The organism is Roseiconus lacunae, assembly GCF_008312935.1.
In the GTDB taxonomy this organism is placed as follows: domain Bacteria; phylum Planctomycetota; class Planctomycetia; order Pirellulales; family Pirellulaceae; genus Stieleria; species Stieleria lacunae.
In genome coordinates, this window is record NZ_VSZO01000010.1 from 293953 (window position 1) to 313883 (window position 19931).

The 19931-nt window shown below is 56.1% G+C and carries 17 protein-coding genes; 7 read left to right on the top strand and 10 right to left on the bottom strand.

Features of this window, described 5'->3' with window-relative positions; all coding sequences use genetic code 11:
• Positions 1–248: 248 nt before the first annotated feature.
• Positions 249–707, bottom strand: coding sequence for a hypothetical protein (locus tag FYC48_RS15060; protein ID WP_230775784.1), 459 nt, complete (start codon positions 705–707; stop codon positions 249–251).
• A 410-nt stretch (positions 708–1117) separates the two neighbouring features.
• Between FYC48_RS15060 and FYC48_RS15065 the strand changes: the two genes are divergently transcribed.
• On the top strand, positions 1118–1540 hold the full coding sequence (locus tag FYC48_RS15065; RefSeq protein WP_149497542.1) for a hypothetical protein: 423 nt from the start codon (positions 1118–1120) through the stop codon (positions 1538–1540).
• Positions 1541–1749: 209 nt separating this feature from the next.
• Here the strand turns inward: FYC48_RS15065 and FYC48_RS15070 are convergent, their stop codons facing one another.
• Positions 1750–3147 carry a tetratricopeptide repeat protein gene (locus FYC48_RS15070; RefSeq protein ID WP_149497543.1) on the bottom strand — a complete coding sequence of 466 codons (1398 nt, stop codon included), beginning with the start codon at positions 3145–3147 and terminating at the stop codon, positions 1750–1752.
• 148 nt (positions 3148–3295) lie between these two features.
• Positions 3296–4849, bottom strand: coding sequence for a sigma-70 family RNA polymerase sigma factor (locus FYC48_RS15075; protein WP_149497544.1), 1554 nt, complete (start codon positions 4847–4849; stop codon positions 3296–3298).
• Between the two features lie 841 nt (positions 4850–5690).
• Between FYC48_RS15075 and FYC48_RS15080 the strand changes: the two genes are divergently transcribed.
• A complete protein-coding gene (locus FYC48_RS15080) occupies positions 5691–6215 on the top strand; it encodes a hypothetical protein (protein WP_160149544.1) in 525 nt (174 codons plus the stop codon).
• Positions 6216–6393: 178 nt separating this feature from the next.
• On the opposite strand, the gene rnhA is transcribed toward FYC48_RS15080, so the two are convergent.
• Both rnhA and FYC48_RS15090 read right to left on the bottom strand, forming a co-directional pair.
• Entirely contained in the window at positions 6394–6852 is a 459-nt protein-coding gene (rnhA, locus tag FYC48_RS15085; RefSeq protein ID WP_149497546.1) for a ribonuclease HI, read from the bottom strand.
• Complete coding sequence (locus FYC48_RS15090) at positions 6849–8669, bottom strand: sensor histidine kinase (RefSeq protein WP_149497710.1); 1821 nt, start codon at positions 8667–8669, stop codon at positions 6849–6851. The genes rnhA and FYC48_RS15090 overlap by 4 nt, the downstream gene beginning before the upstream one ends.
• Positions 8670–9127: 458 nt before the next feature.
• Between FYC48_RS15090 and FYC48_RS15095 the strand changes: the two genes are divergently transcribed.
• Together FYC48_RS15095 and FYC48_RS15100 are read left to right on the top strand one after the other, a co-directional pair.
• Complete coding sequence (locus FYC48_RS15095; protein WP_149497547.1) at positions 9128–10711, top strand: SHD1 domain-containing protein; 1584 nt, start codon at positions 9128–9130, stop codon at positions 10709–10711.
• A 216-nt stretch (positions 10712–10927) separates the two neighbouring features.
• Positions 10928–11446 (top strand): GrpB family protein, encoded by a 519-nt coding sequence (locus tag FYC48_RS15100; RefSeq protein WP_149497548.1) that lies wholly within the window; start codon positions 10928–10930, stop codon positions 11444–11446.
• 163 nt (positions 11447–11609) lie between these two features.
• On the opposite strand, the gene yaaA is transcribed toward FYC48_RS15100, so the two are convergent.
• Positions 11610–12380 carry a peroxide stress protein YaaA gene (yaaA, locus tag FYC48_RS15105; RefSeq protein WP_149497549.1) on the bottom strand — a complete coding sequence of 257 codons (771 nt, stop codon included), beginning with the start codon at positions 12378–12380 and terminating at the stop codon, positions 11610–11612.
• A gap of 144 nt (positions 12381–12524) precedes the next feature.
• Here yaaA and FYC48_RS15110 point away from each other — a divergent pair, with 144 nt between their 5' ends.
• Positions 12525–13304: a class I SAM-dependent methyltransferase gene (locus tag FYC48_RS15110; protein ID WP_149497550.1), complete on the top strand. Its 780-nt coding sequence runs from the start codon at positions 12525–12527 to the stop codon at positions 13302–13304.
• 216 nt (positions 13305–13520) lie between these two features.
• Here the strand turns inward: FYC48_RS15110 and FYC48_RS15115 are convergent, their stop codons facing one another.
• The 3 genes from FYC48_RS15115 to FYC48_RS15125 all read right to left on the bottom strand — a co-directional run bounded on the left by FYC48_RS15115 (position 13521) and on the right by FYC48_RS15125 (position 16236).
• Positions 13521–14522, bottom strand: coding sequence for a ThuA domain-containing protein (locus FYC48_RS15115; protein ID WP_149497551.1), 1002 nt, complete (start codon positions 14520–14522; stop codon positions 13521–13523).
• Between the two features lie 231 nt (positions 14523–14753).
• Complete coding sequence (locus tag FYC48_RS15120; RefSeq protein ID WP_200836615.1) at positions 14754–15254, bottom strand: cold shock domain-containing protein; 501 nt, start codon at positions 15252–15254, stop codon at positions 14754–14756.
• A 202-nt stretch (positions 15255–15456) separates the two neighbouring features.
• Positions 15457–16236: a YqgE/AlgH family protein gene (locus FYC48_RS15125; RefSeq protein WP_235034265.1), complete on the bottom strand. Its 780-nt coding sequence runs from the start codon at positions 16234–16236 to the stop codon at positions 15457–15459.
• 188 nt (positions 16237–16424) lie between these two features.
• On the opposite strand from FYC48_RS15125, the gene pdxH reads away from it, so the two are divergent.
• On the top strand, positions 16425–17072 hold the full coding sequence (pdxH, locus tag FYC48_RS15130) for a pyridoxamine 5'-phosphate oxidase (RefSeq protein ID WP_149497553.1): 648 nt from the start codon (positions 16425–16427) through the stop codon (positions 17070–17072).
• Between the two features lie 260 nt (positions 17073–17332).
• Positions 17333–17869 carry a hypothetical protein gene (locus tag FYC48_RS15135; protein WP_149497554.1) on the top strand — a complete coding sequence of 179 codons (537 nt, stop codon included), beginning with the start codon at positions 17333–17335 and terminating at the stop codon, positions 17867–17869.
• 30 nt (positions 17870–17899) lie between these two features.
• On the opposite strand, the gene FYC48_RS15140 is transcribed toward FYC48_RS15135, so the two are convergent.
• Positions 17900–19057 carry a baeRF3 domain-containing protein gene (locus tag FYC48_RS15140; protein ID WP_149497555.1) on the bottom strand — a complete coding sequence of 386 codons (1158 nt, stop codon included), beginning with the start codon at positions 19055–19057 and terminating at the stop codon, positions 17900–17902.
• Positions 19058–19931 lie beyond the last annotated feature (874 nt).

Genomic DNA, 19931 nt, shown 5'->3' on the forward strand with positions numbered 1-19931 from the left:
CGTCAGCCGCGGCAGTCTTGTGACAACCGTAGCCAACGTCATCCGGCGAGTTCATTCACGGCGGCCGATGCCAGCGTTCTCAATGGAGTGCTTCGTTACCACCGAGTTTCGGGGTGATCCATAAGCCGATGGGCGTTAGCCCCGGTTATTGCGGTACAACCGTGGCCAACACCATTCGGCTAATCTTCAAATCGTGATCAAACAAAGCATCATCCCAGACACGAGCGTCGACGGGTTGACGCCCGAGCCTAGCGTCCGATCGTCGGTGGATCGTTCAGCAGGAAGTCACGAGGCCCACGCACGGTGTAGTACGGGTAGGCAACCTGACCGGTCGGAGGTCCGGGCGTGAAGGTCTGGGCATTGGCACGCTGACCGAGGTGCCCCGGACCGAGGTGCGAACTGTAGTCCAGGCCGCCTTGTTGCCATCCGATTTTGCCGGGGACACACCCCGTTCGGCAGCCATCGCCGCACGAGTTGCAGCCGGCCAATTTGCCCAGCAGACCCGAGCCACAGTTTCCATTTGAGCAGGTGCCGGTCGAACAGGTGCCTGTTTGGCAGGTACCGTTCGAGCAGCCTTTACGCGTTTGGTGACGCAAGCAGCCGGTGCTGACGAGTAGCAATCCGGCCAGTGTTCCAATCCACATCCAACGGTTCATCGCGGAATCCTTTTGTGCTTCTTGCCAGTCAGAGACCACTGAACGTGACAAAGCGATCTCTCCGAGTCGTGAGCCAGAATGCGGGAACCTCTGGCACACTGAAACCATCGACCCTGCAGACGCCACGGTGCAAACAATCCGTGCAACCAGCACAACGGATTTTAAATCGTCAACGGAAAAGCTACGCAAACTACCTAACCGTTGCTAGCAACAGCAAATCATGTCGCTAACGAACCAAACTTCGGCTTCGATCGATCCGCAGGTGAACGTTGCTGACAGTCGTTGGTCGGCAACACCAGGACCACGCTGGCAAGCTGGACCAAGAATCTTCACGCCATCACACTGAATCGCGAAACTGGCATTGTCGTTCGGCGTCACAACTTGGTAACGGCGACTCTGGGAAGGCTCGAATTTTCGGGCACTCAGATCAAAACCACTCTCCGCGTCACGGCTTTCTTAGCATGATTGAACGCTTCTACACCATCGTCGCCGGCCTAGCGATTGCGCTCGGTGCGACGTCAACGCTGTCCGCTCAAACGACGATTTACCCCGGCAATTTGCCGTTAACACCGGTCCCAAGCAAGGCACCTTCGCTGGAAGACTACTTGGTAAGTCGACTCCGCGCGACCTCGGAAGACCAGCGTAGTTATGTTCACGAGATAGTCCGGCTGATTGACCAACGCAAACTCGACAAACGGCTCGTACTTGCGCTTGAGCGTCGCGCTCGAGGGAAAAATCCCGTTTTTCCGCTGCCAGTTTTTGAGCGCACCTTGCGGTTCGAAGCCGCACGACGACGGATCACCGTTCCCACGATCCAAGAAATCGTTGCTCGTAACGGCGCTTCGGCTGTCCAAGCGGTTCAGGATTCGCGTTTCCGCCGATGACGTGTCGGCGGGGCTTAAGATGAGGGTTTGAACGGTAGCGGAAGCCATCAAGGGGTTGTTGATTTGCGATAGTCGCCTATCACTGCGTGAAAGCTGTGTACTTCATCGCTACTTTTGCGGAGCAGAAGTCGACTCTGTTCGTCGCACTTCTGAGTCAATCAACGAGCCGTTGACGAGTTCCGCTGCTTCACACCCGAACGTGCAAAGCACTAGCCTGCCCCTAGTTCTCGATGCACGTCAGCGATGACGCTTGCCCAGTCACCCATCTGTTGCTGGCGAAACAGTTTCACGCTTGGATACCACGGCGTGCGATCACCTTCGGTCAGCCACCGCCAATCGGGGACCTTGCCCAGCATCAGACATGTTGGAACCCCCAACGCACCGGCCAGGTGTGCGAGCGAAGTATCGGTGGTGACAACCGCATCGAGATTCTTCATCACCGCGGCGGTGTCGGTGAAGGCACCTCCGGACGTGTCCGTGTCGGCCGGCAGTTGGCGGATGCTATCGCAAAAGTCGGCACCAGCGATCTGCTCGCTTCCGAACCCGAGTTGCAGACTGATCAGCTTCAAGCGATCGTCTTGGGCGAGTGGCCGCAGTGTTTGCAAGGGAATACTGCGATAGACATCCGCGTGGTGTTGAGGGTTTCCTTGCCAAGCGATGCCGACCCGTTTTCGTTGATCCTTGCCCAAACCATTTTTCTCCATCCAGTGCAGCCAATAATTCACGAGCGGCTCGGATACGTTCAGATAGCCTTGGTGATTGCCGTGATCGTGAAAGAAGTCGTTGCCCAGGGGTAACTCACCTGACGACTGAAACCAAGCGTCGACCGCATCGATGAACGAGGCTTGATAGTCGACCGGCGGTAGCTGACTGCCGGTGGGCAGCAACGACTGGATGCCGCGAACCGATGTGAACAAAGGGACCATCGCCGGGGCACACTGGACGACCACACTCGCGCCGGCTTGGGCGAGTACCGATGCGACGCGGATAAAGTGCATCTCGTCCCCGCGCCCCTGTTCGGGATAGAGCAAGATGCTCCGACCGGCGATCGGCTGGCCGGTCCAAATCGGCGCCGGCGAAGAAGGTCGTCGCATACCCGGCATCTTCCAGCGCCAGCGATACTCCGGCCAGCCACGCTCGAAGTCCCCTTGCAGCAGATAAATGACGCCAAGGTTGCGATGCAGTTCGGGTTCCTCTGGGGCGATGTGCAGCCCTTTCTCATACCAGGCCAAACCACGTTCGATTTCGCCCGACCAGATCCAAAGTGTGCCACGGTTCTTGTAAACCGATAGATAATTGCTGTCCATCGACAGCGCTTTTTCGAAGCATCGGTCGCTTTCTTCAACCTCGCCAAGCATACGAAGCGAGTTACCGAGGTTATTCCACGCGATTGGAAATGCTTCTTTAAGCGAGATCGCTTGCCGGTAGGAGTCGACCGATTCGCCGTAGCGGCGCTGGTCGAAAAGCGCGATCCCCAGATAGACGTGTGCTTCGGGGTTTCGTGGAGCTTGCTCAATGACGTGTTGATAGACACGAAGGGCTTCGTCGATTTTCCCAGCTTGGTGAACTTTCCAACCCTGGGAAAGCACATCGGCAACGGTCGGCATTGAATTCGAAAAGAGAGAGTCGAAGAGAGAAGTCGCGGAGTTTTTTGCGGCGAAGCAAACCCGAGAAAAACGAAAAGGCGACGATTATGGCTCATAATCGTCGCCTTCGGTGATTGACTGTTACCGGTGCGATTGCAGCGGTGGCAGACTAGTCGAGGAAGCCAACCAAGTCTTGGCTGCGGCTGGGTTGTTGCAGCTTGCGAACCGCTTTGGCTTCGATCTGCCGGATCCGTTCCCGAGTCACTTTGAAGATGTGCCCGACTTCTTCGAGGGTGTAACTGTAACCGTCACCGAGTCCGTAGCGGAGCTTGATGATTTCTCGCTCACGATAGGACAGAGACTTGAGGACGTTCGTGATCCGGTCGCGAAGCATTTCCTGTGTCGCGCCAATTTGCGGACTCTCGGCAGTGCCATCGGGAAGCAAGTCACCGAATTGGCTATCTTCGCTGTTTCCGACCGGTCGATCCAACGAGATCGGGAAGCGGCTCATCGTCAGGACGCGACGCGCTTCTTCGACGGTGACGTCGGCGCGGCGAGCGGTTTCTTCAATCGTGGGTTCTCGGCCGAGTTCTTGAAGCAGTTGTCGAGCGACGTTGCGAACGCGGCTCATCGTCTCGACCATGTGTACCGGGATCCGAATGGTCCGGCTCTGATCGGCGACCGCGCGTGTGATCGCTTGGCGAATCCACCAAGTCGCATAAGTACAGAACTTGAAACCACGGCGGTATTCAAATTTGTCGACCGCACGCATCAGTCCGGCGTTGCCTTCTTGGATCAGGTCCAAGAACGATAGGCCACGGTTACGATACTTTTTCGCGATCGAGACCACCAATCGCAGGTTACCTTCGCTGAGTTCACGTTTAGCTTGCTGATATTCAGAATAAACCGTTTTCAGCATCATCACGCGGTTGCGTAGTGAGGTTGGGGTTTCTTGACAGGCGGTCAGGATTTGACGACGCTCATGAAGCAATTGGTCGCGGGTTTCGCGGCCGTGCTTGGTGCGTTTTTGGTCGCGGATCAGGCGATCGATTTCGGTCAATCGGCTGCTGAATTTTTCTAGCAGCTCGATACGGGTTTCGATCCGCTGGGTACGCAAACCGAGTTCTTCGATCAAACGAACGGCGCGTCGACGACGACGAGCGAGTGCCCGCCAGGCTTCTGCACGACGTCGTTTCGAGGCGCTCTTGCTGAGTGCGACTTTGAAATCGTGCTTGTTGCGTTTAAGCAGCGTTTGCAGGGTGAGCAGGTTGTGTGGCAGACGCCCGATGATCTGTTCTTTTTCCAGTCGATCGGTCACCGAAACTTGCACGGTGCGATCGAAGGGCAGTTGGCCTCGGTAAACCTTTTTGAGGGTTTTGTAGGCTTCGACCAGAACGTAGTGGTTTTCAAGCAGCTTGGTGCGAAAACGTCGACGTGTTTCTTCGATGCGTTTTGCCAGTTCAATTTCCTGCCGCCGCGTCAGCAACGGGATCTCGCCCATCTGTGTGAGATACATACGGACCGGGTCATCCGACCAAGTCTCGGCCTCCTCGGCCAACAACTCGTCGGGACTGTCCAGTTGGACTTCGCCTTCGGCTACTTGCGGCGCCGAGACGCCGTCATCTTCGTTCTCGTCGACGGGCAATTTTCGAAAGCCACCGGTCACTGCTTCGGCAGACTGAGCGGCAACGTCGTCGAATTCGTCCAAGAGGGTATCGAACAAAGCTATGACTCCAGGAGGAATATTTCAGGATGTTGAAGGATGATGTGGTGATCGGTGTGGTTGAAGCCTTCGATCGAAAGCGATCGGGATGCATGACCCCGGCGTTGATGATCAGAGTACTTCGACCCGGCCGCACCGTCGCGGAACGTTCCACAAGGGTGCTTCGAAAGGCCAGTTGCTCGGCGTGGTTATTTCACAGTCGACTCGCATCATTGAAGTTCGCTGCGGAAACTCTACCACCCCTCTGACACTTCCCCGGTGACCTCCGCCAATTGGAAAAACTTTCCTCTTGTTCCAAATAGCTCTGATTGGTTGACTCTGCCGGTTACCGAAAGTCGAGCAGCTAGCGCGCAGAACTCGACCTGATTTTTTCCGTGCAAATTTTCCCAACAAGAGAGGCCCCCCCGGTAACGGTTTTTGATTCAGCAAACTGCGATGGTGGTTGCCAATTCCCAAATTAAAGCGAAAATCCCGATTGGGATTCCTGCCGGATTTAGGACGCCTGCACCCTGACTCTCGCAAGCTGATTCGTGCCGTCTTGGCCGTTCCCGATTTGTCACGCCAACGTGGTGGGATGCAATTCCAACTCCTTTGAACTGCTACACGAACAAATTAGTTCGTTGTCTGACCGCGGGTCATCCGGGATGTCCGGCGATCGAAGTCTAGCGCGTTTGGGCCGCAAATTCTCCAAGCAATAAAAAACTCAGAAATCAGCGCGGCGCTAGCGATCCGATGCGGGAGCGGTGCGTAATGTGGCGTGTTCGAGTACGGATTAGATTCTAGTCCGGGCAAACGCTCGGTCCAGTCGCTATCACTTCAAAACTTCTTCATATTTCAATCGATGTACTTGCTATCTTGCCCAAATTGTCAAGCGGACGTTTCGGTCACCCCAGCTCAGGCGGGAGATAGTATTGCGTGCCCTGAGTGCCAATCGGTGGTGGTGATCCCCACGCTCGGCGAACTACGCAAGCTCCCCCAGAAGGAACAGCCGGTTGCCGCGGAGCCTTCGTATGCCGGCGGCTCGCAAAGCAGTTTCGGTTTCATCGCCTTGATGCTACTCGCCGTGCTCGCCCTGCTCGTCACGTCTTACTGCGGGATTCGCTGGGCCGCGATCGAGACGACCACGACCACCGAGATTCACGTCGAGGAAATTCGCGAGGGCTACGACCAAGCTGACGCCGCTTCAATGATCATTGAATTCGATTCCATGGATCGTATTCCGCTCGAGATGTCCGGTCGCTTGGATTACCAACTGGCGAACGACCTGAAGGCCAAGTGGGCACGCAACGCTGCGATCAGCGGAGCCATTGCCGTCTTCTTCGGCATAGGCGGACTAATGCTCGCCAGTCGACGCCAATCGGCGTAAAGTTTTTCGAACTCGGTAACCGGACACTTAGGAATCGTGCCGGGACTCTTTCAGTCGCGCGCCCGGTCAAGCAATCGAAGAAAAGAAAACATCGTAGAATCGAACGGCCGGAAATGGATCTTGCAAGATAGACGTCACGTCCATCGCACTTATCCGGCAGACACGGAATCGAATGGCCTCAGCGTTTGACGAGATAACGCTGATAAGCGGCTACCGCCAATTGATCACAACGCTCGTTTTCAAGGTGCCCCGAGTGTCCTTTGACGTGCTCGAACCGAATCGTGTGCGTTTGCATTTGGCGATCGAGCTCCTGCCATAGCTCGACGTTCTTAACCGGAACCAACTTTGAACCGTCTTTCCGCTTCCAACCGCGGCTCTTCCATCCGGCCATCCATGACTTCATCCCTTGCAGCACATAGTTGCTGTCGGCGTAAAGCGTGACCTCGCACGGTTCCTTCAGCGCCTTGAGTCCCTCAATGACCGCTTGTAATTCCATTTGGTTGTTGGTCGCTGTCGGAGTTCCGGCAGCCCGCTCGAGCTCTTTGCCGGTTTTCTCGCATCGCAGGATAAACGCCCAGCCCCCGGGTCCAGGGTTACCGCTACACGCTCCGTCGGTGAAAAGTTTGACTTGCTTCATTTGCTGATCGAAGGAAGATCCGTTGGCTGGCTGAGTTCATTAGCAGCTTGTAACGACTGGTCGCTTAGTCGCCAAGGAAGTTCCACCCAGAACGTGCTGCCGCGTCCAAGCTCGCTTTCAAAGCCGACTTCCCCGCCCAAGAGTTTGGCAAGTTCTTTGACGATCGATAACCCCAACCCCGTGCCGGCAAATTCTCGTGTCAGACCTTCGCCGTCGAGCACTTTGCGGCTCTGGCGAAATTTTTGGAAGATGATCGACTGATCCTCTTCGGCGATTCCCACCCCGGTGTCGATCACCTCCAGTCGAAATCGGTCCGACGCCGAGCCGGCCGAGAGATCGTTCACGCGAACGGTGACCTTACCGCCTTCGGGGGTGAATTTAATCGCATTGGAAAGCAGGTTGTTGATGATCTGCCCGAGCTTGTTGGGATCCTGGTATGCCATCGGCAGTGACTCGGGGATCTCGGTCGTCAATGAAATGTGTTTCTCTTCGCTCAGCGATCCGATCATGTCCGCTTGGGCGGCAATCAATCGGCCGAGGTCAAATTCGTTGCGACGGACTTCCATTTTGCCCGCCTCGACTTTGGCAAGATCCAAGATGTCATTGATCATTTCCAATAGCAAGCGACCGCTCTTCTGGATGTTCTCGGCATAGCGTCGCTGCTTGTCAGTGAGCGAGTCGATCCCGTGCAGGACATCCGAAAATCCGATGATGCTGTTCAGCGGTGTGCGAAGTTCGTGGCTCATGTTGGCCATGAAGTCACTCTTGACTCGGTTGGCTTCGTAAAGTTGCCAGTTCAGTTGAGCCAGCTGGTCGACGCGTCCGTCAAGTTCGGCGTTGATGATTCGTTCTTTCTCTTGGCTTTCTAGCATTCCCCGCAACATGCGGTTAAACGCGTCGGCGAGTTCTCGAAATTCATCTTCCGACTCGATCGTCGCACGCTTGGTAACATCGCCATGGGTGATCGCTTCGCTGACATCGCGGATGTGATACAGCGGTTCAAGGACTAAGTAACGAATCAGCGCATGAAGCATGTACAGCGTCATCGCGACGATAAAGAGTGCCAAGGCAACAACAATCGAACTGATCCAAGTGGTTTGGTCCTCGGTGTCCTTGTAAGGCATGCTGACGCGAATGACGCGAAACGGTGCCAACTCGGCAAGCTTGACCGGATCGCCACCGGCGGCAAGCCGCAATTCCTCGTTCTCGGCGTAGTGGCATGAGCGGCATTCGATTTTTGGAAACGGAAAAATGGGTCGGTAGTAGATGAACGATCCGTCGACCGGGCCGACCTGTTGGTGGACCGGCTGGGTGCCCAAACCGATCATGCTCATCGATTCGTTTTCACCCAAATCGAAGGACTCGGTGATCTCAGGTTCCTGCGCGATGATCCGCGCTAGCTGTTCTCGAAATTCTGGCAGCAGTGTTTCCAGTCGAGCACGCTCGGTGGCGTCCGCGGGAGGGCGGGGTGGAGGAAGATCCGCGTATTTTGTTTGGTCTTCCAGCCCCAGGATTTCGAACTGGATATCTTGCGCCAAGATTTCATTACGGAGGTCCGCCATCACACTGGAATTGTGCGCGACCAATTCTTCGTCGCGGTCATCCGCCCAAATCGCATCGCCATGCAGCATTAGCAGCTCGGCATCGGCGAGGTCTTGGGCTCGTTGCTGAGTGGTCCGCAGGACTAACCGATTGCCCAACGTCTGCACGACGAAAAACGCACCACACATTAAAACGGTGAAGAAAAAGCCAAAAAACAGCAGGCTCTTTCGCTCCAGGCTCATCGACGAAAACAGTCGTTGAACAAAGCGAAACATTCGTATGGTGTCCTGTAAAGTGCATCGTGCGACGTTGCGGTAATCACCGAAACCGGCGGTCATTGGCAAAATCGGTGGCCGGAATGGCCAATGAGTTGACCGCAGCGATTAATATCTTCGTTGGTGACGCGATCGCTCCGGTTCGGTTCACCGCGCCGAATCGCTCGCCACACCTTTGGTCTGCGGCGACTAGGCCCGTTTTATCGACTAGACGGTTTGAAAGGACAGGCCAGTCGCGTGAGCAAGTCGAACGCCCGTCCGATCAACCGCCATCGGTGGTCACATCTGCATTTTGCCCAGTTTATCGACTTGTGACGGCATTTTGACCCAATTAGCATTGAACGTTCAATTCCACGCCCAAACGCCGCTATCGGAGCTGCGAAGCGCTGGTCGAACTCGCACATTAACCGTTGTTGATTTCAAACTGCGGCCAATCCGAGCCGTTGTAGGAGCCTAAAATGATGAAGCGAAAGGTCCGAAACACCATGCGGTGGACCCTCGTCGTCTGTTTGTCGACCGGCCTGAGCGTCGGGCCGGCCACCGCCGGAGGATTGCTGAAACGTCTGCGTTGCAAACCCGCGGCCGATCAGTGTGCCCCGGTAAGCTGCCCCCCAGTGAGCTGCACCCCCGTCGTGGTTTGTGAGCCAGTGGTTTGCGAACCAGTCTGCTGCGAACCGATCGTCTGCCCGCCCGCTTGCGATACCGGTTGCGAGACAGCACCGGAACCTTGCACCGATGGCTGTGGTTCGGCAGACGGCAGCGATGCCTCGACCGCTGTCGAAGAAAGCAACGACGCCCCGCCTATCGTCACCGATTCTCCCGAAGAGGCGAAAACCGACGAAGCTGAAACCTTCGACGCGCCTCAAACCGATGAGCCGGCGGACCAAATCGAAACCGGACGTCCGGCACTGACCGATGATGCCGCCGCGGCGGCCGGTGCCGCAGCCGCAGCCGAAAACGAAGCTGCTGACCCGAATCCGTTTGATGCGTCGGAGACAGAAGCCGCGCCTGCTGAGGAAGCCCCCACCGAGCCAGCAATGCCAGCTGAGCCGGAAGCTCCCGCCGAAGCTCCTGCTGCCGAGATGCCAACCGAGCCGGAAGCCCCCGCCGAGCCAGAAGCCCCAGCCGAACCGGCGACGGACGACTTGTTTGGTGAGCCTGCACCTGCGGAAGCACCGGCCGAGATGCCGGCGGAAGCGCCCGCCGATGAACCGGCCGAAGCGCCGCTTGACGATTTGTTCGGTGACACCCCTGCGGAACCGGCAACCGAGCCCGCCGCTCCGGCCGAAGCCGAAGCGATGGACGATTTATTTGGTGAGCCCGCCGCTCCTGCTGAAGCTCCTGCTGAAGCACCCGCGAACGAGTCAATTGATGATTTATTCGGTGACCCGCCAGCGGACGCCGCCCCCGCCGAAGCCGCACCGGCAGACGCGATGGACGATTTATTCGGCGATCCTGCTCCCGCCGAAGCCGCACCTGCCGAAGCGGCACCTGCTTCGGAATCGATCGACGACCTGTTCGGTGAAGCACCGGCCGCAGATGCAGCCGCCCCCGCAGAAGCTGCAGACGACGCGATGGACGACTTGTTCGGAACACCCTCGGAAGCACCTGCCGAAGCCGCTCCCGCAGGCGACGCGAGCGATTCGCTTGACGATTTGTTTGGTCCGGCCGAAGGTGAAGCTGCTCCAGCTAACGACAAGCCCGCTGGTGAGGAAAAAGATCTCAGCGATAGCCTGGATGATTTATTTGGGAAGACAGAAGCCGATCCTTCGGTAACCGTTCAGGTCACGTCGGTTGATCAAGTTCCCGCACTCGATCCACTCAGCGAAACGCATGTTCGGACATGGATCGACAACACCGGAACGTTCAGCGTTCAAGGTCGATTGATCGAAATCAATACGGGCAACGTCCGTCTGCTCAAGGATAACGGCCGCACCTGCACCGTGCCGGCCGGACGTTTGTGCCCAGCAGATGAAGCCTACGTCGATTCAATCCGAAAACAGATTGCTTTGAACAAGCTGGCGATGCTGAGCAGCAAGTAACACGTCTGCTTGTCGATTGACTCCATTTCAGAACGCCTGCCGCATTGTTGTGGCAGGCGTTTTTTTTCGTTTTGCGGTCACCGCCCGCAACATCGATGTTCGGGGCCATCGGGCGGGGTGACGCTGGGATACGATATGATCGACACGCGCACCGTTGCGATCCGATCGCGACGATCGAATTCCCAGTTTTGTTCATCCCACATCCGCCCGAATTTTATGGACAGTCCCGTTCGTCTGATGCACTACGACCCTCGCTGGAAACAAGAGTTCCTGCAGACGCGAAGTGGACTGTTACATAGTTGTGATGGCTGGGTCAACGAAGTCCATCACATTGGCAGCACGGCGGTCAGCGGCATGATCGCTCAACCGATCGTGGACGTCATCGCCGTGGTCAAAGACGACGCCGAACGCGAGCAGGCGCTCGCGGAGTCGACGGTGTTGATCGAAGGCATGTTCTTCCGCCGCCAGGAAACACCGATGTGGGCGGCCGAGACGATCGTGCTGGAGAAGCCTCGTGGTGGTGAACCGACGCACCGTGTGTTTTTAACCTACGCCGGCAGTCCGTTTTATCATTCATCGCTCATGATCGCCGAGCGTTTGCAAGACGATCGCGAGTTGTCGTTGCGGTTCGAAACGACCAAGGTGGATCGGTGGCGTCAGGGAGAAGGCGACCCGGCTCGCTATGCGGCCGACAAAGCCGTGTTCTTTGCACACCTGATCGAACATTCCGATTGACGTCGTGTTTGGCATCGGGTCAAGAGAATGCATAGCACCAATGCTCAACCTGGACCAAAGATCCGGCTCGGCGTATCGGCCGACGGGCGTTCGCCTGGATCACCGTACCGAAACGGTGGCTAACGCTAATCGGCGAATCCTTATTTCAAGGGTTGACGACGCACTAGCCCCGCAGGAACACCGGCTTGGCGGCTGTGGAACTCGCCTCGTCGTAGCGATAGCCATCGCCGTCGAACTGTTGCAACTTTTTGAGTGTCTTCGCTTTCTTGCGGATCACCCAGGCGGCCATCGTGCCGCGAGCCTTTTTCGCGTAGACCGTGATCACCCGGTAGTCGCCATTTTTCGATTTGTCTTTGAAGACCGGAGAAATGATTTCGGCGGCAATCGTTTTCTTGTCGACGGCCTTGAAGTACTCGTTAGAGGCGCAGTTCAGGATGAACTTCGAACCCGTCTGCTCGAGTTGGTGATTGAGCGATTCGGCGATCGAGGTTCCCCAGAATTGATACAGATCTTTGCCGCGCGCATTCTTGAGTGAGGTGCCCATCTCCAGCCGATACGGCAAGATCCCGTCGAGCGGACGCAGGACTCCGTATAGGCCTGATAAAATCCGCAGGTGTTCCTGAGCGTATTCGAGTTGTTTTGCGGTCAACGTTTCCGCTTCCAGTCCGAGATACACGTCGCCTTTAAACGCAAACGCCGACTGCCGCGTCGCATCGTCCGGCATCGGCGCGATCCAATCCTGAAAACGTTGATGATTCAGCGTGGCTAACTCATCGCTAATGCCCATCAACGAGGCAATTTGCTTGGGGGTGAGTTCACGAAGTTCGTCGGCCAATTCGGTACTCGAATCGATCAGCTTGGGGGTGGTTTTTGTGTTGACCGTTACGGGGGAGTCGTAGTCCAGTCGCTTCGACGGAGACAGTAGGATCAGCATGGCGTGGGAAAATAAAAGAACAGACGAATCAGTTTCGAGCCGACTCGAATTGCGGGTCGGCGAAGGTGATGGGCGGTCGGCGCTTGCCAAAAGAAGCGTGTGTCGGTGGTAGACGGAAGATTGTAGAGCGGTTAAAAGCCTGTCATGGAAGAACTCAACGAATCGATCTACGATCACCCCAAGTATTACGATTTGGTCTTCGGCGCCGACTGTGCGGCAGAGACAAAATTCATTCTCGGCTGCGCCAAGCGATACATGAAGAAAGCGGCGAACCGATTTTTCGAGCCCGCATGCGGGACCGGCCGCCTGCTCTATCATCTGGCACGCCAGGGTTACGATGTCGACGGTTTGGATTTGAATCCCAAGGCGATCGAGTTTTGTAACGAGCGATTTCGAAAGCACGGTTTCGACTTCCGTGCGTTTGTCGCCGACATGTCTGACTTTCGAGTCAAACGAAAGAGCGACGTCGCGTTCAACACGATCAACAGCTTCCGCCACCTTTCCACCGAAGCCGCCGCCCGTGGGCACATGGAATCGATGGCCGGTGCGGTCCGTGTCGGCGGGCTTTATTTATTGGGCGTGCATTTAACACCGACCGAAGCGGAGCCGAGCGAGGGCGAGTCCTGGTCCGCTCGCCGTGGTCATTTGACGGTTAACACACACATGTGGACCAACAGTCGTGACCCGAAGAAGCGTGTCGAGCGATTCGGAATCCGCTTTGATATTCACAAGCCCAGCGGTAGCTCACGGATCAACGACGAGCTTGTCCTGCGGAGCTACACCAAGGCTCAGATGGCGCGTTTGATCAAGCACAGCGGGAAATGGGAGGTCGTCGCGACGTACGACTTTGGGTACGACTTATCCGATCCGATCGAAGTCGACGAGACGACCGAAGATGTTGTCTACGTTCTCAAGCGAGTTTAGCAAAGCGCCCGTTTCAACGTAGCGGAACTTGTCAGCGGCCTGTTGATTGAGCTATCGTCGCAGTTCTGACTATATCAACAGGTCGTCGGCGGCTTCCGCTACTGAAATCCGCAGACACGCATCAGCGTCGAGGCTGTGTCGCAAAAACCTGTCGAAAAGCGGGGCCCGCCGCTAGCGCCGTCGGCTCACAAGTTGACATCGATCAGCGGATCCGCGTTATGACTCAAATTCGCGTTTGCTGGTTTCGTTGACGCCTGGAAAATCCTCCGGCACCTTCGTTAACGTGACTTCGCCGGTACCCGCCCATTCGCAACCGCGGAGGAGTGTGGTGATGAAACCAACGCAACTGAACGCAACGTCGTCATGCCCCATCGTCGTGTGAAAGATGCGCCCCTTGCCGTAATCGATCGTCATTAGTTTGGGTTCATGCCGATCGGTGCCACGATACTTTGGGTCAGCATAAGCGGTGGCCAAAATCGTCATGTTGAGTGCCGGACCACGAAGCTTCTGGTACAGTTCGTCCTTGGTGTGCAGCCATGCCTTGGGCAGTCCTTTGACGATCGGGTGGTCGGGTTGGCGGACAACGATTTGGTACTCGTGCGCCGGTCCGTGATTGCCGCCGGGGCCTGGCGAAAGGTCGCGTTGGACTTGGCCTTCTTTGTCGACGTAAACGTAGGGGCCGGACTTTTCATTGCGTCCGTCCCAGCCACCGAGTCCGATCATTTCATTGAACTCCGTCCATGAACCGAACGAATTGTCCGCGGCATGGATCACGACAAAACCTCCGCCCCCGGAAACATATTGTTCCAAGGCCGTTTGAGTTTCCTCCGGCCACGGTGCCGCTTTCCAGCCGAAGTTGCTGATCACGACGTCGTAATTTGAAAACGTCGGTTTGAAATCAGGATCGGACTTGGGCTGCGGTAGATCGGTGTATGACTTGCCGTCTTCGAGCGGATATTGTTCGAGCAGCTTTCCGCCTTTCCAGGTGAATTGAGTCCGGGCGATATCGACGCTGAATCGACCCGAATCTTCCAAGTACGACTTCATCATCATCGTCGTCTTCGGCCATGCCCCGTGGTTGTTCTGCCCGTCAATAATCAAGGCCTTCAGGGGCGCCGTTTCTTCTGCGGAAAGCTCCGCACAAGGAAGGATCGCCGCACAATACGTCACGGCGAGGGTCAGCACGAATCGTCGTGTCAGCAGGGAGTTTCGAAGCATAGGAGTCGCGAATAGAGACGAAGTGGAAGGGCCAACATTGGCGAAGAGATCGCAAGCGGGGACTTCCGTTAAATCGGACGCTCGCGGTTCGCTTGTCAGTATAGCCGATCAATCACGCCTCACTGAATTTCGTCAACATCAGCTGATGATTCCGCGGGAACGTTATCGCTGGTTAAGACAGGGGTCAGACCAGTAGCGGGTGCTTCTACTACGCCTGCATCAGAACGCCGCCTACTTTCGCCAATCGGGGCGTTTGCGGCGTGCTTTGGGATGGTGCGTAACGATATTGAACGTTGCGTCACGCCCGGTCATCCGCCGTCCCATCGGTCGCTTGGTCAGTTGAACGGTGGTCGCGCGGAGTTTCTTTTCGACTTCGAAGAGGTCATCGTCGATCTCAAATTCGACGTGCCGCCCGATCAGTTCTTTACTGAGTATGGGCTGGCGTGTGTCCTGATGTCGATCTCGTCGTGGCGGTCTCGAATCACGGTGCTGCGGCCGCTGATCGGAGAATGAACGCTGGTCGCGGCGGGGCCGGTTGTGCCCCGGGTCAAAGTTCTCCGGCTGTTGCCAGATCGACTGATGGAAGAAGACATCGTCTCGAAAATCCTCCGCTTCGATAAAACCGAACTCACCCTTGTCATCGATAAACCGGATTGTTCCCAGTCGTTTACGGGTGATGCGGAATTTTTTCGGCGACTCATCGTCGCGGGGGGAGGAGGTGTCTCGGGGCAACGTCGGGATCCACGGCAACAAGGAAGAAGCGTTCCCAAAAACTTAGCAAGAATGTCGGCGAGCGGAAGTCTTAACCTCGAGTGATTGCCGATCACCTCGCCGACCGGTTGGGAATGAGGTCCATTGGTGCGATTTTACGCCTGCAGGCTCGCCAGAATCTGTATCGATAGCCAGCCTCGGGCGGTTTGGCCTCGACGAAGCACTAATTTAATTCGGCGGCTGCGGGAAGCTGATCAATTCCCAGCCAGTGGGCCATGCTGTTGGTTGTCGCTCGTCGGATAACCGTTGGCCAAAGAAAGTCGTCGCGGGTGAAAACATCGTGCTCGTTGGCATCGATCACGTGCCAGAACCCAGCCTCACGCTCGGCCTGAAGCTGCTCCTGCGTCCAGCCAAGATGCCCAACAATCAGCCGATAAGGGCCCGGTTTCTGTTTGACGAGCGTTTCTAGTACCGATCGCTCGGCGGCGACGTAAACGCCCTGGCCGGTCTGAGCTTCGGCGTGTTCGCTGGAACTATGGACGGCAACGACGGGGCCTGATAGGGGACCACCGAAATGGATTGTCCCCAGAGATTTCGAGACTTCGCCGGCGGTTTTTTCGGCCAACGTGGATTCAGCGATTTCAGTAAAATCTGATGTCGGATCATCAATCTCGCCGGACTGCTGCGACGCCTCGTCCGCCAAGACATCAGCCGCCTTCTCAGGTACGCCCGGATCTGATTGCGGCAATCGCGAGCGGCGTTGTTCGTCTGACTTTGCCGCCGGTTGTGATCCTGGCGAGCTGCCAAGTGAACCAAGCATTTTGCTCAGTCCCGCCGGTGCCGCCATCGGCCGATTGAGTAACACCGCAAAGACATTCTCGGTATCTTGATGGACGACCAGAGAAACAGATCGATTCAGCATCGGATCCTGGACAGTGGTCGATGCGACCAGCAATTTGCCGACCAGAGAATCAGACGGTTGTAAGGCGTTGGAATCCATCATCGGTTGTCTCAAAAAACAAAAGAAAAGTGTGCCAAATTGGCAGGTCTTCTTGCGTGTAACCTAGCAACTCTTTTAGGGTTGCAACGCCTGTGCCAAACCGCGACAGATGCCAGTTTGCCGACTGAAAACACCGGCGAAACCCGCCGAAAGCAAGCGATCATTGCTCCGAAAATCAATGCGAGGCTTCCATGAGTTTGTATGAGATGCGAAAAAGTTACACACTCTCGACCCTATTAGAGAAAGACATTGATCCCAACCCGATGGTTCAGTTCAAAACTTGGCTGAGCGAGGCACTCCAAGGAGATTTGCCCGACTGGGTCGAGGTCAACGCGATGACGCTTTCGACCAGCGATGGAAAAGGCGAAGTGTCCAGCCGGATCGTGTTGCTAAAGGGACTGGAGCAGGATCGCTTTTGGTTCTATACCAATTACGATTCGGACAAGGCCGCACAGATGGAGTCAAATTCGCACGTCGCACTGTGCTTTTTGTGGCAACATATTCAACGTCAAGTGCGCGTCACCGGCACGGTCTCAAAGGCACCACGTGATCAGTCCGAAGCGTACTTCCGCAAACGTCCTCGGGACAGCCAATTGGGGGCGATTGTCAGTAGCCAGTCCTCCGTGGTCGAATCCCGTGAAGTCCTCGAACGGCGACTTGCCGAGCTAAAGCAGCAGCACGGGGATTCCAACCCAATTCCTTGCCCCGACAATTGGGGCGGATATTGTGTTGACCCGATCACCATTGAATTTTGGCAGGGGCGTGATAGCCGGCTTCACGACCGCCTTCGCTATCGGAAAGACGCTTCGAACTGGCGAGTCGAGCGGCTCGCACCCTAACACACGATCGAACCAGCCTCCGCAAAAGTTTGGCAACCTGGCTGACCTTCCAAATGAAACTGACAAGTCGACACAAGGCGATCGGAATCTCCATCGTCGCTCACGCAATCCTACTCGCCGTTCTGCTTGCGTGGATGGTGCCAAAGACGACATCCAAATCCTCCACGGCTGCTCGGCCGGCTCCTCCTTCAGGCCCCCCCCAGGAGCATGCTGCTCCCGCAAAGGAGCCGTTGCCATCCCCAACTATTTCGCCGCCACCGATGGAGAAAATCTCTGAGCGAGAGATTCAACAATCAGTCGACCGGCAGCTGGAAGCGGTTGAACGTTTGCCCGATGAACGCAAATTGACTGAGTTGGAAAAGAACGCGAAACGATTGCAATCGATTGCCAGCCCAGAGTCAGTCGAGCGAACAGCAACGACGGTCGCAAAATCACTCGGGGTCGACACTCAGCAGTACGCTACGATCGATAAGACGGTTGAAGGTTCGCTTGACGTTGCTTCTGCGCAAATTGAAGACGTCATCCGCATTCAAGATTCCGATGGAACTTGGAATTACACCGCAAAAATGGTTGACCGGCATGGTCACCGCAGCCAAGTACCGATGAGCCAGCAGGATGGCGAAAAGCTCTACGATACCTTTCAAATAATGGCGAAGTATCCAATGATGCGAGGCGTTTACCAATCTGTGGTGATGCCGATGTTGCAAAAGCTAACCAGTGACTCGGCGGAGGCAACGAAGCCGAGTCAACCGACGGCCGCCGAGGTCGATGCGGCCGAACCAACTGACGAACCCTAAATTCTTTGAGAACGAGCAGTACCGGCGGATTTAACTGCCGATGGAATAGCGGAAGATTGCGGCCGATGCGTTCGTCTGTTCGCTATCACGCTCGTCGGCAACGACGACCTCGCCTCCTGTTTGAATCGTCAGTCTTACCGCTTCGTCCAGCAAGTTGTCCGGCCCGTCAGGACTGACCGAAACCGATCGCTTATCTTTATCGAACGATCCTCGAACGGGCGTTTGTTGCTGGACGATCAGTGTCTCAACACGGCCATCGAGCGCGGCGAGCAGGATCTCATCAAGCTTGGTCGACCCGAGGCCCTTGCCCAATGCATTGCCAAGTTTTTCGCCGAGCGAATTACTGACGCCATGAGTTTGAGACTGACGTGTTTCAAGTAGTCGAGTGTTCCGCGCCGTTTCATTGAGGCTATCGGGGCTGGCTGAGATAACGTGGCCGATGGTTAGGTCGCAGTTGGACTTGAAGTGCCCCTGCACCTCTTCGGTCGCCATGATCCACAGCGGACCGTCATGATCATAGGCGTGACTTTTTAAACGCTTGGCGATCTGGTTGAGGTACATTTGCCGGTCAGCTTCGATCTTCTGTTCGCCGAGCCCCTGGCCGTGGTACATCGCGACGTCTGAACCGCCGCTGCCTCCTGACTGCGTGTGGTACTGAAGCTGTTGTTCGGGATCACGCTCGGTCACAATATCGTCGTAGGCGGCCGGGAAGCCGCCCGTCGTGACTTCGGTGACCGAACTTTGGTGCACGTGAAGCAAGCTCGCACGCTCCCAACTGAGCGTTAGCACGAGCGGCGTTGCCATGGTGTTGGATTGCGCGGCGAGCTGACAAAGTGAAAAGTGGCTACCGACGGTGACTTCTTCTTTAGGCTCTGTCGGTAACGAAATCCATGCCTGACGCGTGGGGCTGATCAGGATCGCCAGACCATGAGATTGATGTTGCCAAAAAGTCGAGTCATGCTCCATCCCGGCAACTTCTTCAAGTGTTTTTTTGAGAGTGTCGTTCCCACCGTCAAGTTGCTCGTGGGCCTGTCGAACTAAGTTCTTCAAACGGATCGGCGCTTGCGTTGTCTCAGGACCCGCCGTTGCCGTTTTCATGTAGATCGACACACAGCGTTCCGAAGTTTCGTTGGCGAGTTCGTTGAGGAGTTCTTTGGAAGGCAGTTCGGTTTTCGTTGCGGTCTTCATCTTGCGTTCGCCTGGGTTAGAGATTGGGAATGCTCGGTGTGGAAAGCGAGTGCTTCGTTTCGATCCGGTTCTAAAATTAGCCGAATGGCGTTAGCCCCGGTTTCCGAGCGACAACCGGAGCTAATGCCCGTCGGCTGAAGACTCTTGCCAGCGATTTCAAACGGAACTAAGCACTCGATCCAAGGAGCAAACTGATCAATGAGGCAAAGTGCATGCCGTAACGAGTCTGTGAGTCTAGAAACGGTGGTTCGTGAGCCGATTGACGCGTGATACGAGGCGCGATTTAACGGATTCAATCACCCGGCACTTCGCGGCGGGGTGGTGGTGATCGCCGGTATGCGAATTGAAAGCAAGCTTCGGATTGACGGTTATGAAGCCAATCCGGTGACAAACTCACCAAAAATACCGCGTCCGCGAGCTCCCACGCGGGGAGGAAGCGGGCAAAAATCGGCGAATCTCCATCCGCCAGTGGCTGGCGGCAAAGCGACATCCCAGCGGTGCTTGGTCACTTGCATTTGACCGGGGTGGGCGTCATCCTGGACCCATCGCATGGACGGTGCGAGTCTCCGCAATGAGGCGTGTGATAGACGAACAGTCACTGATGATCGGCACTCGTCGAATTCACCGATTTTTCCTGCCCGAATTGGCCTTGGAACGATCGCGGATGGGGCGCGGACTTTTGTTTTTCGCGAGCTTTCGTCGTTCGGTCCCAGGTTCTCGGTGCTGCTCTTTACGCGGATCTGCTGGCCCAAAACGCGATGACTTTTCATAACCACACTCTCGGTGGCCAGACCGCGAACGACGGATTCCATGCCTTTGGTGTTTAGGCAGTTGTCTCTTGTCCCCGGTTCACCACCGCAGGAAAGGCAACGCG